Consider the following 15,672-nt stretch of genomic DNA (forward strand, 5'->3'; position numbering starts at 1 on the left):
TGATTTTTGTCCCGTGATATAAAATTATAGATGAATGAATAAGCGCTTTTTATTGACTCTTTTATTTTCGACTGTGTTTTTGTCGGCACTTTTTGCTGTCGACAATAACCCGATGGTTCTTTGGTACGATAAGCCGGCAGCCGACTGGAATGCTGCTTTGCCTGTGGGGAACGGACGGTTGGGTGCCATGATTTTCGGAACTCCCGCAGTGGAACGCATTCAGTTGAATGAGGCTACCGTTTGGGCCGGATCGCCAAATAATAATGCCAATCCTGCTGCAAAAGAGGCTCTTCCGAAGGTTCGACAGTTGATTTTTGAGGGTAAATACGGAGAAGCTCAACGGATGGTCGACGATAAAATGATGCCGGCGACCAACTCCGGAATGCCTTACCAGTCGATGGGCGATTTTTATATCTCTTTTCCGGGACATAGCAATTACACTGATTATTATCGCGATCTCAACATTGGCAAGGCCGTCGCTTCGGTCTCTTACAAGGTGGACGGAGTAACTTTTCGTCGTGAGGTATTTTCGTCGTTTACCGATCAGGTAGTAATTGTGCGCTTGACGGCAGATAAACCCGGCAGCATTTCCTGTAATACCTTATTGACGACCCCGCATCAAAAGTATGCGATCTTTAACGACAAAGATGTTCTGACGCTTTCGGGAACAACCGAAACGCATGAGCGTCAGAGCGGTAAAGTAAAATTTTGTACTCAAATCAAAGCAAAAGTTTTGGGAGGCACGTATTCGGTGAAAGATGCTATTATTTCCGTGCAAAAAGCCGACGAGGTTATTTTTTATATTTCGATGGCTACCAACTTTACCGATTACAAAACTTTATCGACAGATGAAATTGGTAAGTGCTCCGGTTTTCTGACAAAAGCCATGACCGTGCTTTACGAAACAGCAAAACAACAACATACAGCTTATTACAAGAAATTTTTTGATCGTGTGGATCTCAACCTCGGTTCGAATGATGCGGTGAACGATCCGATAGATGTGCGGGTAAAAGAATTCCGTTCACGTTTCGATCCGCAACTGGCTGCTCTCTATTTTCAGTTTGGCCGCTATTTGCTGATTTCCTGTTCGCAGCCCGGTGGGCAACCGGCAACTTTGCAAGGTTTGTGGAATGAACAAATTTTGCCGTCGTGGGATAGTAAATATACCACCAATATTAATACTGAGATGAACTACTGGCCTTCTGACGTGGCGAATCTTGCAGAAATGGAAGAGCCATTGTTCGGGATGATTCGTGAACTTTCGGTGACAGGCCGGGATGCCGCGCGTATTATGTATGGCGCGAGGGGCTGGGTGCTGCATCACAACACCGATATCTGGCGCATAACCGGCACTGTCGATCATGCACCTTCGGGTATGTGGGTTGCAGGTGGGGCATGGACATCTCAGCATTTGTGGGAACGTTATCTCTATCAGGGAGATCGTAAATTTCTGGAGTCGGCTTATCCCATCATGAAAGAAGCCGCGCGTTTTTTTGTCGACTATATGGTTCCTGATCCGAAAGAAGGATACTTAGTGGTAACACCTTCACTTTCTCCTGAAAATGCATTCGGGAAGGAGAAGAAGTTCAATATTGCTTCAGGATGTACCATGGACAATCAGCTCGTTTTCGATCTTTTTTCCAATGTGATACGGGCTTCCGAAATTTTGGGTCAGGATAAGTCGTTTGCTGACTCGATCAGGGTTTTCCGGAGCAAAATTTCGCCAATGCGTATCGGTCGCTTCGGGCAATTGCAGGAATGGCAGCAAGACTGGGATGATCCGGCGGATACCCATCGCCATGTCTCTCATCTTTATGGTGTTTTCCCAAGCAATGAAATTTCGCCATACCGTACTCCCGAGCTTTTCGATGCGGCACGTACCTCGTTGATTCACAGGGGTGATATTTCCACCGGTTGGGCGATGGCCTGGCGCATTTGCATGTGGGCTCGCTTCCTCGACGGTGACCATGCGTACAAGTTGCTGACCAATCAATTGGATCTGGTATCGAACGAAAAGAAAAAGGGAGGAACCTATCCTAACCTCTTTGATGCTCACCCGCCATTTCAGATTGACGGTAATTTTGGTTGCACAGCCGGTATTGCAGAGATGTTGGTACAGAGTCACGACGGATTTATCTATTTGTTGCCGGCTTTGCCATCGGTATGGAAGGATGGTTCTGTAAAAGGACTTAAAGTGCGCGGTGGCTTCGAGATTGATATGAGCTGGAAAAACGGGCAGGTGGAAACTCTTACTATTCATTCTTCGTTGGGACGAAATTGCCGGTTGCGGGTGAAAGCTCCATTAAAGGGTCAAGGGTTGGTTAAAGCCCGGGGAAGCAATCCGAATCCGCTTTTTGCCGTGCCTGATATAATGAAACCGATCGTTTCGCCCGAAGCAAAATTGAATAGAGTTGTTGTAGCAGATACCTATCTCTACGATATGAAAACGGAAGCCGGAAAAACCTATGAGGTAAAACGGAAATAACTCCGAATAGATGTTTCAGATAGATTTATGGAAACGTATAAAGTGTTAATATTTAGTTTTATAATTGATTTTTCCTGAAAAGTGGAAAATATGTTTTTAGTGAAGTTGTGTGGTTTGTCTTTTTTCGTAACGGGACAGAAAAGAGAACCCTCTTACTGTGAAAAACAGCTTCTTCTTTCTGTGAATTTCAGCTTTACTTCGTATTTTTGTAATCCAATTCGTATTATGCAAAAAAGCTCTTCTAAATATCTTCTTTGTACTTCCGCTATTCTGATTTTTCTTGTCGGATTAACTCCATTTTTTTCGGTCAATATTCGAGCTGCTGTCCCTGAAAAAGGGAAGCTGGCTGAACTTTTCCACAATCCACCTGAATCCGCAAAGCCATGGGTGTTCTGGTATTGGATGAAGGGAGCCGTTACTCCCGAAGGAATCAAAACCGATTTGAAAGCAATGAAAGAGATGGGTCTGGAGGGTGCCTATCTTGTTCCTATTCAGGAATCGACCAATCCGCCGATCGTCACTCCGGCTGCCGATACGTTTTCCCCCCGTTGGTGGGAAATGCTACGGTGCGCATTCACGGAAGCGGAACGGTTGGGACTGAAATTCACCATGCATCCGGGCGACGGTTTTGCTACCGCCGGAGGAACATGGAATACTCCCGAAATGTCGATGCAAAAAGTTACCTGGAGCCAGACTCAGGTGCAGGGAGGACGCTTGTTTTCCGATACACTTCCACAACCGGAAATGCTTCACAACTATTACAAAGAGATTGCAATTCTGGCATTTCCATCACCGACAGGAACCGGTATTTCTACCGAAACCGTTGTCCCGAAGATTACCACCAGCACTGGCGAAGACGCCTCTTTTCTGGTGCAGAAGAACGGAAAGGGATCCTTCAAAAGTGATGCTGCATGTTGGGTACAATATGAATTTGCACAGCCATTTACCTGCCGATCGATCCTAACCGCAGGAGCTACATATAATTACCGCGCTCACAATTTGCGAATTGAGACCAGCGACGATGGCGTTCATTTCAAACCGTACTACAAGCTGAGTACCGGTCGTAACGGCTGGTTTGATGCCGATGCCGATTACACGCATTCCGTGCCTGAAGTGACGGCTCGTTATTTCCGTTTTTATTCTGATAAAGACGGAATTGAACCCGGTAGCGACGACAACGAAATGGGTAAATGGAAACCGACCCTGAAGTTGCAAAAACTGGAACTTTCTTCGGCGGCAGTCATTAACCAGTACGAAGGGAAAAACGGTGAAATATGGCGCATTGCACCCAAAACACCGGATAACTTACTGGCAAGCTCGGTTTGCGTACCTTTCGATAAAATCATTGACATTACCGATAAATACAAGGACGGAAAACTTACATGGCAGGTCCCTGCCGGTAACTGGACGATTTTCCGTGTCGGTTACACCACCACCGGACATCAGAATATGACTGCCGGAGCCGGTAAAGGGCTGGAGTGTGATAAGTTTAACCCGGTGGCTGTGAAGCAACAATTCAACAACTGGTACGGTGAAATTCGTCGGCGGATGGGAGACGCGTTGACATCCAAAGTTTTGAAACGCATCCATGTCGATAGCTGGGAGAGCGGTAGCCAAAACTGGTCGCCGGTATTTCGTGCCGAATTTATCAAACGCCGCGGTTACGATCCCAAGCTCTATCTTCCTGCGATGGCGGGAATTCCGGTGCAGGATGCTGCAACTTCCGAAAAGTTCCTGTACGATGTTCGCCAAACTATTTCCGACCTGACGAACGAAAATTTCTTCGGCGTACTCGATTCGTTAGGCAAAAAGAACGGCTACGAGTTTTCGGCCGAATCGGCTGCTCCGGTTATGAGCGGCGACGGCATGTTGCACTATAAAATTGTGGATGTGCCCATGGGGGAATTTTGGGTGAACAGTCCTACGCACGAGAAGCCGACCGACATGACCGAGGCGGTTTCGGGCGCTCACATCTATGGCAAAAATATTGTTCAGGCAGAAGCATTTACCACGCTGCGGATGGACTGGAACGAATATCCGGCTATGCTAAAACCGATCGGCGACCGCAATTTTGCACTGGGCGTCAACCGTTTTGTTTTTCACGTGTTTACTGAAAATCCGGTTCCCGATAAAAAACCGGGGATGACGCTTGGACCTACCGGCGTTTTCTTTCAGCCAACGCAAACCTGGTGGAAACCGGCTAAAGCGTGGGTCGACTATACCCGTCGTTGTCAGGCTCTGTTGCAGTTCGGAAAACCGGTGGTCGACATTGCCGTGTTTACGGGCGAAGAGTTGCCACGCCGTGCCATTGTCCCCGAAAAACTAATCAATACCTTGCCGGGACTGATTGGAGAAGAGGCTGTGGCGAGAGAAAAGAAGCGCCTAGAAAACAGCGGAGCTCCGATGTGGAGTAAGCCCGATGGCATTATCAATTCGGTGAATACCAGCCATCCTGCCGATTGGGTCGATCCGTTGCGGGGCTACAAATACGATTCGGTAAATCCCGATGCGTTGTTTAATCAGGCTAAGGTGGCAGATGGCAAATTGAATCTTTCGGCAACCGCTTCGTATCAATTGCTGGTGTTGCCGCAAAAGAATACAATGATGCCCGACACCACACTGTCGGAAAAAATGCGGACTCAAATAGACAGGTTGAAACGTCAGGGCATAAAGGTAATTCGCTATTGGGACAAGCCTACATTGGACGCTTTAGGCATCGAACGGGACGTAATCGTGAAAGATAATCAGGGAAAGACGTTGGGTGATTTTGCATGGAACCACCGGACGGCTCCGGGAGTCGATATCTATTTTATTGCCAATCAAAAAGCCGGGCAACAGGAAATTTCTTTGTCGTTGCGCGTGAGCGGTCGCATTCCCGAAATCTGGAATCCGGTGACGGGAGAAATCCGACAGGCCGGGCAATGGGCGATCAAGAACGGACGCACCGAATTGCCCTTGCTTTTGGATGCCAACGGATCGTTGTTTATTGTGTTGCAAACGCCAACCAAACAGACCGAAAGTGCGAAAGGTACCAATTGGATTGAAACTAAAACTGTTCAAACCGTACCCGAAAATTGGTCGGTACAATTTGATCCGGCTTTCGGAGGGCCGAAAGAACCTATGAAGTTTTCGACTCTGACCGACTGGACGACAAATGCCGATTCGGCAGTGAAATATTATTCCGGAACGGCAGTTTATTCTTCTGATGTCGAAATAAATAAAATAGGAAAAGGTGAGCGGCTTTGGCTTGATTTGGGTCGTGTGGAGAAAATTGCAGAAGTGAAAATAAACGGCGTTTCTTGTGGCGTTGCCTGGACATCGCCTTATCGGGTTGAGATTTCAAACGCTTTGAAACCTGGCAAAAACAAAATAGAAATTGCCGTTTCCAACACATGGATCAACCGTTTGATTGGCGATAGCTTGTTGCCCGAAAAACAACGGATTACTTACACGTACAACCCGATTTACCGGTTGGATGATAAGAAAATTACACCGTCGGGTCTGATTGGGCCGGTACGGATTTTGAGTGAAAAATAATAAAACCAGATCTCTCCCTAAAGAGAATGTCTCAAAAGTCAATGTTGTTATTGATAAACTTATAAACTGAAAGACTATTTCATTTTTCTGCCCCTAAATCCCCTTAAGGGGACTTTTGCGCCAATAAAAATAGCAGATTTAAGCCCCTTCAGGGGTTTGGGGTAGAAGGACAAATATCTACTTTCGATTCGTAAGTTATTATAAAATCAATATCCCTTTAGAGACATCCTCCAGGGCATCGACAAAAAGAGACTTTTGTCGATTTATTTCACGAACTGTTCTTTCTCTCTATGGGAGAGGAGGTTAGGAGTAGAGATCAGTAATAAAAATAAAGTATTTTATGAATCGAATTCTAACATTGCTTTTCGCAACATTGCTATTGACAACGCTTTCCGCTCAGGAAAAGAAAGACCGGTTTGACATCCCCTGGAAAAACGGCAAACTGAAAGTGAGTGACAATCACCGTTTTCTTCAGTTTGAAAACGGAAAGCCATTCTTTTGGCTGGGTGAAACCGCCTGGTTATTGCCTTCGCGCAGTAACCGTGAGGAAGCATCCTACTTTCTGGGCGAAACGGCAAAAAACGGATTCAATGTGGTGCAAATTTCTATCCTGCACGATATCAATGCGATGAATACCTATGGGCAGTGGGCTTTGCCGAACGGCTTCGACTTCAAAAACATAGACAAAAAAGGCGAATATAACTACTGGCAGCATGTGGACTATATTGTGAAAGAGGCCGAAAAACGCGGGCTTTATATCGGTCTGGTTTGCGTGTGGGGCGGCAATGTGAAGGCCGGACTTGTTTCGGTGGATGATGCAAAAAAATACGGCAAATTCTTAGCCGAACGCTACAAAGATGCTCCGAACGTTATCTGGATCATCGGCGGAGATCAGCCGGGCAGCATCAAACCGGAAGTGTGGGAAGCGATGGCTACCACCATCAAAGGCATTGACAAAAATCACCTGACGACCTACCATCCCTTTGGTCGGACGACTTCAGCAACCTGGTTCAACAATGCTCCGTGGCTCGATTTCAATATGTTCCAGTCGGGACACCGCCGCTACGGACAGGTAAAAGGTGATGGGGATTTGACGGTAGAGCCGAATACCGAAGAGGATAACTGGCGTTTTGTGGAACGCAGTCAGGCCATTCAACCCGTGAAACCGGTGCTCGATGGAGAACCTTCGTACGAGGATATTCCGCAGGGATTGCACGATTTTACCCAACCCCGCTGGAAAGCCGAAGATGTGCGTCGCTATGCTTACTGGTCGGTTTTTGCCGGTTCGTTCGGGCATACCTACGGCAACAATTCTACCATGCAGATGCTGCATCCGGGTTATTCACCGGCTTATGGGGCTACACGTCCCTGGTACGAAACCATTCACGATGCCGGTTGTCAGCAGATGAAATACCTGAAGTCGCTGATGCTGACTTTCCCTTATTTTGATAGAGTGGGAGATCAAAGCGTAATTAGCGGAACGAACGGAACACAATACGAACGTGTCATTGCAACCCGAGGGAACGATTACATGCTGATCTACAATTATACAAACCACCCCGTAGAAATCGATCTGTCCAAAATTTCGGGCGAAAAGAAATGCGGCTGGTGGATGAATCCAACCGACGGATCGTTGGAATATATCGGTGAACTGAAGAATGCAAAACAGACCTTTTTCCATCCCAGCGGATACCGTGCCGGCAATGACAGAGTGCTGATTATTACCGACGCTGCGACATCTTATCTGAGTAAGGATCAGAAAAACATATTGTAACATTAACGTTAAAGAACAAACCCGATTAAACCCAGCTGTGCTGAAACGGGTCAAAATATAAATTTCCGTTTCCAATAGAAATATAATATGAAGAAAATTGCTTTATTGATAGTGAGTTATATCTGTTTTCTGACTGCCGGTGCTGTTGGAGTGACCAATTTACGAACCGAAATGCTGGTCGATCCGATCGGGATAGACAATCAGCATCCGGCTTTAGGTTGGATATTGACTTCACAGGAACGGAATGTTGTTCAAACGGCTTATCAGATTGTAGTGGCTTCGTCGCCTGAAAAACTGGCTGCCGGAGAGGGCGATTTGTGGAATTCAGGCAAGGTGGAATCTGACCAGTCGACAAAGGTAGTCTACAACGGCACGGCGCTGAAAAGCGGCCAACGTGGCTACTGGAAGGTGAAGGTTTGGACTAACAAAGGCGAAACCGTTTGGAGTACTCCTGCAAAATGGGGCATGGGTTTGCTTTCCAAAAGCGATTGGAAAGGCAAATGGATTGGTCTTGACAAGGCTTCTTCGTGGGATAGTATCTCGTTCCATTCCCGTCTCTCCGCACGCTACCTGCGAAAAGAATTTGCAACCACAACCAAAAAGCAGATAAAACAGGCAACTGCAAGCATTGTCGGTCTGGGAATGTACGAACTCTATATCAATGGCAAGAAAATCGGGAATCAGGTGTTGGCTCCTTGTCCGACCGATTTCGCACAAGATTCAAAATACAACAGCTTTGATGTAACTTCTGAACTGAAACAAGGCAAGAATGCGCTGGGCGTGATTTTGGGTAACGGGCGTTATTTCAATATGCGCCAAAAGACAAAACCGCAAAAAATCAAAGTCTTCGGTTTCCCGCGGATGCTGTTCCAACTGGATGTGGAATATACCGACGGGACTCATTCGGTGGTTGTGAGCGACGAAAGCTGGAAACTTACAGTCGACGGCCCTATCCGCAGCAACAACGAGTGGGATGGCGAAGAGTACGATGCCAACAAAGAACTGAGCGGATGGAATTTGGTCGGTTTCAACGATAAGAAATGGAACAAAGCCGAAGTGGTTGCTGCTCCCGGAGATGTGTTGACCGCTCAGATGAACGAAAATATGATCGTTCATGAGGCATTGAAGCCACAATCCATCACCCGTCTGGCGGATGGCAGCTATATCCTCGACATGGGACAAAACATGGTAGGTTGGTTGAGCTTGCAGGCGCGAGGCAAAAAGGGCGACAAGATTACCCTTCGTTTTGCGGAAACCCTTCAGAAAGATGGTTCGCTCTATCTCGACAACATTCGTACAGCGCAACAAACCGATGTTTATACGATGAAAGGCGAAGGCCTCGAAAGCTGGGAGCCCCGTTTTATGTATCACGGATTCCGTTACGTGCAGGTAAAAGGTTATCCCGGAACGCCTACCGTAGATGATTTTGCGGGTAAAGTGGTGTACGACGGTTTTGCTACGGTCGGTTCGTTTGCCAGTTCCAATTCCTTGCTCAACAAAATATATCACAATGCCTACTGGGGCATTCGTGGTAACTATAAAGGCATGCCTGTTGATTGTCCGCAGCGCGACGAGCGTCAGCCCTGGTTGGGCGATCGTTCTACCGGTTGCGTGGGCGAAAGCTACATTTTCGACAACGAAAAACTGTACGTAAAATGGATGGACGACATTCATGAATCGCAAAAGGAGAGCGGACAGTTGCCCGATATGTCACCGGCATTTTACATGACCTACTATGCAGACAACATGACCTGGCCGGGAACTTACCTGATGGTGGCCGATATGCTTTACAACCAGTTTGGAAACACGCAGGTAGTGGCAAAGCATTATCCCTACATGAAAAAATGGTTGTTCTATATGCGCGACAACTATTTGAAAGACGGCATTTTAATCAAGGACCGTTCGGGTGATTGGTGTATGCCTCCCGAGTCACCCAAGCTGATTCACTCGGTAGATCCGGCTCGTCAGACGAACGGCGCGCTGATGTCGACAGCCTATTACTACCATTTTCTGCAATTGATGACCAAATTTGCGAAAGCAACAGGCAATGATGCTGATATTGACGAATATGCCAAAGAAGCTGTGGTTGTAAAAGAGGCGTTCAATAAGAAATTCCTTAACACAACGACGCATCAGTACGATAACAATACGGTAACTGCAAATGTGTTGCCGCTGGCTTTCGGCATGGTTCCCGAAAAAGAGGAGGATGCCGTGTTTAAGCAGATGCTCGACAAAATCGTTATCAAAGACAAGATACATTTAAGTTCGGGATTGATTGGTATTCAATGGTTAATGCGCGAACTGACCAAACGCGGTCGTGCAGATGTGGCCTTTACCATCGCTACTCAAAAAGATTATCCTGGCTGGGGCTATATGGTTGAGAAAGGAGCGACTACCATTTGGGAGCTCTGGAATGGCGATACAGCTAACCCGAGAATGAACTCGCACAACCACGTGATGTTGCTGGGCGACCTTATTCCTTGGATGTATGGCGATTTGGCCGGATTGAAAAATCACCCTACTTATTCAGGGTTCAAGCGGATGTGGATGGAACCGCGTCCTACCGAAAGTCTTACCTATGCCAAAGCTTCGACTGAAACTCCCTACGGTACGGCCAAGAGTGAATGGATGTTGAATGAAGGAACGTTTACCTGGCATGTGGTGGTTCCTGCAAATACACGTGCCAACGTGCTGGTTCCTGCCGAATCGGTGGATGCTATCACCGAAAGCGGGAAGCCGGTTATGCAGGTGGAAGGCCTGAAGTTTGTACGTGTGGAAGATTACCGTGTTAACCTCGAGGTTGGCTCTGGCGATTATACCTTCGTTTGCAAATACGGGCAGGCACAAAACCGCTGGAGAGAAGGAATCGTGGTGGATGAGTTTATCAATAAAGGAGCGCCGTATCCCGAAAGTCATGCCTCTACCATTGCCGAAATTACCGACGGACATTTGGTTGCTTCATGGTTTGGCGGAACAAAAGAGAAGAATCCGGATGTCTGTATCTGGGTGAGTCGCTTTGAAGACGGCAAATGGACACAGGGAGAAAATGTTGCCAATGGCATTATCAACGACACCTTGCGCGTTGCCTGCTGGAACCCGGTGTTGTATCAGGTGCCCGGTGGCGATTTGCAACTATATTACAAAGTGGGCAAAGATGTGGCCGACTGGAAAGGTAAAATGCTTACGTCACAAGACGGTGGCAAAACCTGGTCGAAGCCTGTCGATTTGCCGAACGGATTTTTAGGCCCTATCAAAAATAAACCGGTTTTATTAAAAGATGGAACCTTGATTGCACCTTCTAGCACCGAAGATCATGGCTGGAAAGTCCATTTTGAAACGACGAAGGACTTTGGTAAAACATGGAAATACGTTGGTCCGATCAACGATGGCAAAACTATTAATGCCATTCAGCCCAGTGTGTTGATTCATAAAAACGGCGATTTGCAGATCCTCTGTCGCACACAACAACGTGCCATCGGCGAATCGTGGTCGAAAGACGGCGGCAAAACATGGTCGCCGATGCAGAAGTCATCTTTGCCAAACAACAATTCGGGAACGGATGCCGTTACCCTGAAGGACGGACGTTTTGCTCTGATATACAATCACGTTTTGCCCAACGATACCCTGAAGCGCGGAAAAGGAGAACGGAATCCTCTCAATCTGGCCATCTCGGAAGACGGCAAAACATGGTATGCAGCCTTGGTGGTGGAAGATTCTCCGATCAACCAATATTCGTATCCATCTATCATTCAGTCGTCTGACGGACTTATTCACATTGTCTACACCTGGCGTCGTAAAGCTATCAAACATGTGGCCGTTGATCCGGCGAAACTCATTTTCTCGAAAATTGAAGACGGCAAATGGCCGGCAGCCAACGAAAAAGAAGAGATTCAGGTGATTAATCCCGATCGCTACAAAGTGTCGGTGTGCGACTGGATGATTCTCAAACGTCAAAAAGTGGGAGCCATTACATTGGCCAAAGAAATCGGTGCTGATGGTGTTGAAGTGGACATGGGCGGCCTGGGCAAAAAAGTTGACTTTGAAAACAAGCTGAACGATCAGAAGACGCGTGAACAATTTATTGCCGAATGCAACCGTTTAGGCTTGCAAATCAGTTCTATTGCCATGTCGGCATTTTACGGACAAAATTTTGCCAAACGCGATAACTATTTGCCTTTGACAGAAGAAACCATTGAGGTAATGAAGGCTCTGAAGGTGAAAAATTGCTTCCTTCCGTTGACCAATATTACCGATATGCAGAAAGATGCGCAACTATATGCTTTGGTGGTCGATCGTTTGAAAACAATAGCCAAAAAGGCAGAAGCGGCGGGGGTGGTAATCGGAATCGAGACTTCGATGCCGGCCAAAGAGGAGGCCAAACTGATCGACAAAGTTGCTTCGCCGTCTATTCGCAGCTATGTGAATGTTTCTACGATTTTGAAAAGAAATGGCGATATTTGCAAGGAATTAAAAACGCTGGGAAAAGAGCGGATTGTTCAGATTCATATCACCAATACAGATGGCAACTGGTTGCAAAACGATCCGGCCGTTAATATGGTGGAAATCAAAAAGACACTTGACAAAATGGGCTGGGGAGGCTGGCTGGTCATTGAACGTTCGCGCGACACGAAGGATGTGCACAACGTGAAATGGAATTATGGCGCCAATGCGGCTTACCTGAAAAAGATGTTTCAATAAGGAATAAAGAACAAAGAATAAAGAGCCAAGACATTAAAGCTCGGATTTGTTTTTTGAGAATAATATAACGGTTTGATTAATTCTAAAATGAAATGAGAACAAATGATGTAAAGCAGATTTCATTCTCCTCCCTGAGAGGAGTCGGGGGAGCACTTCTCTTTTTTGTTGTGGTATTGTTGGCCGGTTGTACTCAAAAATCGACACAATATCCGTCGGTGGTTGAGATCATCAACAAAGGAGATGTTCGGTTACATTTATCCGATTTTGTGAAATTTTGCAAGGACAATAAGCTGGATACTACGTCTGTCTACGAATGGAACAAACACTGGGTGATCTATTCGTATTTCACCGACATCAATGCTGTAAAGGCAAAGCTGGAAAAGTCTTTTCCTTCCACTCAGGTGAAGCTTTATGAACGTCCGTTCTATGTTTTCGACCGGAAAAAATGTGCCAAAGACGATGTTGCCAAAGAGTGGACCAATATTATCATGTCGGCCAATCTGGTGAAAGATACAACCATGCAAAAGCAATACATGGAGTATCACCGTACTCAGTTCGAAAAGTGGCCGGAAGTATCGAAAGGTTTTTGTAATGCTAACTTTCAACAGCTTTTGGTATTTCGTACCGGCCGTCAGTTGATGCTGGTCATCAGCATCCCGAAAGGAGAGAAATTCGAAGACCTTAATCCCAAAACATCGGAGAACAACCCGCGTGTCGATCAATGGAACGCCCTGATGAGCAAATATCAGGAAGGAATTGAAGATGCACCCGTAGGAACGAGCTGGGTGTTGTTCGAAAACAGAAAATAGACCTTTAGCACACAGAAAACACAGAAATAACTGAGACAGCAAACTCGTTGATTTTGTGATATTCCGTTATTTCTGTGTAGTCCGTGTGCGAATTATAATATCAAATCCATGCAGCAGACCAACTATCAACTGTTCGATTTTCTTGACTTCAGTACGACGCTCGACAACGGTGATCGCTTGTGGAGAGCGTGTACGCCCACGGAGATTGACGCGAAGAATGGCGACGTGTTTATCACGATCCCTTTTCAAAAGCAACAGAACTCCAACGAGATAAATCCCGATACCTCAGAGCCCCGCAAAAACTATGTGTTGCGCTTGCGGGCTTACGGCCGAAAAATCGTACGGGCAGCCATCGGTTTTGGTACCGAATGGATGGAAGACTCTCCGATGTTGGAACTCGATGCACGCCTTACTCCTAGTCCTTTGCATGTTGAAAAAACAGCATTGGAATGGATTGTAAAGGACTCCCATAACCAAACCAAAGCCATTGTCAGTTTCCGCCAGCCTGAAATAAGCTGGTGGAGCGATCTGGTTCCGGCACCGGCCGAAACCATCGACCTGACTCTTTTTCCCGATGGCGTGCATGAGGTAAAATTTTCCGCTTACGACATGTTTTCACCTGCCCGCCACGATGCTTTTGCGTTGGCATTGGTAGAACGAAATGATGTCCCGAATCGTGTGACCTGTTCGTTGAAAGCCAAAGCCGATGAGTGCTTTGTCGGCACCGGCGAACGTTTTGCCAAGATGGATCTTTCGGGACGGACATTCCAACTGCGGAATCAGGACGGACAGGGTGTCAACAACCGTCGCGCTTACAAAAATATTCCGTTCTACCTTTCGAGCGAACATTACGGACTGTTCCTGCATACCACCTCGTTTGCCAAATTCTCGCTGGCCGATCACTCTACTCGTTCTGCACAGGTGTTGGTGGAAGAGCCGATGCTGGATTTGTTCTTTATTGGTGGCGACACCGCCGAGCAGATTTTGTTCGGCTATCGTCAACTGACCGGTTTCCCGACCATGCCTCCGCTCTGGAGCTTTGGAACGTGGATGAGCCGCATGACCTATTTCTCTGCCGATGAGGTAAACGATATTTGTCGCCGGATGCGCACGGAGGGTTATCCCTGTGACGTGATTCACCTGGATACAGGTTGGTTTAAAACCGACTGGCTCTGCGAGTGGAAGTTCAACGACGAACGTTTTCCCGATCCGAAGAAATTTATCGCCGACCTGAAGAAGGACGGCTACCGTGTGAGTTTGTGGCAATTGCCCTACATTTCATACAATGCCGAGCAATACGAAGAGGCCAACGCCAACGACTATATCAGCAAGAGCGAGCGGAAAATTTCCGGCTCGTCCAACTTCAGCATGGAGGATTATGCCGGTACCATCGATTTCACCTACGACAAGGCAACCGAATGGTACAAAAGTTTGTTGAAAAAACTGCTCGATATGGGTGTCGTTTGCATCAAAACCGACTTTGGTGAAGATATTCACCTGGATGCTGAATACCATTCGATGACACCCGAAAAATTGCACAATCTCTATCCGTTATTGTACCAAAAAGCAGCTTACGAAATCACCAAAGAGGTGGCCGGCGACGGCATCGTGTGGGCGCGTGCCGGATGGGCGGGTTGCCAGCGTTATCCCCTGCACTGGGGTGGTGATTCGGCCTGTTCATGGGACGGACTGGCCGGTTCGTTGAAAGGTGGCTTGCATATTGGTCTGTCGGGTTTCGGTTTCTGGAGTCACGACGTACCGGGTTTTCATGGTGTGCCCAACTTTATGAACTCCGTTTTACCCGACGATATTTACGTGCGCTGGACACAGTTCGGGGTCTTTTCGTCGCACCTGCGCTATCACGGTTCGCACGAGCGCGAACCCTGGCACTATCCCGCCATTGCGCCAATCGTAAAAAAATGGTTGCAGCTGCGCTACCGTTTGATTCCCTATATTTTGGAGCAGAGCGAAAAGGTAACCCATACCGGTTATCCGGTGTTGCGAGCATTGTTGTTCCACCATCCCGAAGATAAGACCTGCTGGCATATTGAAGATCAGTACTATTTTGGAGACAACATGCTGGTGGCTCCGGTGATGAATTCGCAGAACCGTCGGGATATTTATCTGCCCGAAGGCAAGTGGGTAAACTTTTTTACCGGAGAAATACTGGAAGGGGAACGCTGGTTACGCAACGTGGAAGTTCCTCTGGAACAGATGCCAGTGTACGTGAAATACGGTGCCGAAATTCCGGTTTATCCCGAGAATGTGAATTGCACCGACGAAATGGATATGACGAAAGTGGTGAAAATCCGCTTTGATGAAAAAACGGAACGTACGCTATGACACAAAGACGCAAAAGAATTATAGCG

General features: G+C 47.0%; 6 protein-coding genes. All 6 read left to right on the top strand.

Annotation, left to right across the window (positions count from 1 at the left end):
- The first annotated feature begins 34 nt into the window (after window positions 1-34).
- The 6 genes from F8N35_RS04540 (at window position 35) to F8N35_RS04565 (ending at window position 15,646) form a co-directional block, all read left to right on the top strand.
- On the top strand, window positions 35-2,485 hold the full coding sequence (locus F8N35_RS04540) for a glycoside hydrolase family 95 protein (protein WP_293050170.1): 2,451 nt from the start codon (window positions 35-37) through the stop codon (window positions 2,483-2,485).
- Window positions 2,486-2,710: 225 nt separating this feature from the next.
- The gene (locus tag F8N35_RS04545; RefSeq protein ID WP_293050171.1) at window positions 2,711-6,022 is read left to right on the top strand and encodes a glycosyl hydrolase; all 3,312 of its coding nucleotides are present in this window, start codon (window positions 2,711-2,713) and stop codon (window positions 6,020-6,022) included.
- Between the two features lie 328 nt (window positions 6,023-6,350).
- Window positions 6,351-7,796: a glycoside hydrolase family 140 protein gene (locus F8N35_RS04550; protein ID WP_293050362.1), complete on the top strand. Its 1,446-nt coding sequence runs from the start codon at window positions 6,351-6,353 to the stop codon at window positions 7,794-7,796.
- Window positions 7,797-7,883: 87 nt separating this feature from the next.
- Entirely contained in the window at window positions 7,884-12,494 is a 4,611-nt protein-coding gene (locus F8N35_RS04555; RefSeq protein WP_293050172.1) for a family 78 glycoside hydrolase catalytic domain, read from the top strand.
- A 92-nt stretch (window positions 12,495-12,586) separates the two neighbouring features.
- Window positions 12,587-13,303, top strand: coding sequence for an L-rhamnose mutarotase (locus tag F8N35_RS04560; protein ID WP_293050173.1), 717 nt, complete (start codon window positions 12,587-12,589; stop codon window positions 13,301-13,303).
- A gap of 108 nt (window positions 13,304-13,411) precedes the next feature.
- Entirely contained in the window at window positions 13,412-15,646 is a 2,235-nt protein-coding gene (locus F8N35_RS04565) for an alpha-xylosidase (protein ID WP_293050174.1), read from the top strand.
- Window positions 15,647-15,672: the final 26 nt, after the last annotated feature.

This window comes from Paludibacter sp. (genome assembly GCF_009712605.1).
Lineage (GTDB): Bacteria > Bacteroidota > Bacteroidia > Bacteroidales > Paludibacteraceae > Microbacter.

What these genes read in the sequence shown, in the direction of transcription:
- F8N35_RS04540 (WP_293050170.1), top strand. Translation starts at nt 35, where the DNA reads ATGAATAAGCGCTTTTTATTGACTCTTTTATTTTCGACTGTGTTTTTG.
- F8N35_RS04545 (WP_293050171.1), top strand. Translation starts at nt 2,711, where the DNA reads ATGCAAAAAAGCTCTTCTAAATATCTTCTTTGTACTTCCGCTATTCTG.
- F8N35_RS04555 (WP_293050172.1), top strand. Translation starts at nt 7,884, where the DNA reads ATGAAGAAAATTGCTTTATTGATAGTGAGTTATATCTGTTTTCTGACT.
- F8N35_RS04560 (WP_293050173.1), top strand. Translation starts at nt 12,587, where the DNA reads ATGAGAACAAATGATGTAAAGCAGATTTCATTCTCCTCCCTGAGAGGA.
- F8N35_RS04565 (WP_293050174.1), top strand. Translation starts at nt 13,412, where the DNA reads ATGCAGCAGACCAACTATCAACTGTTCGATTTTCTTGACTTCAGTACG.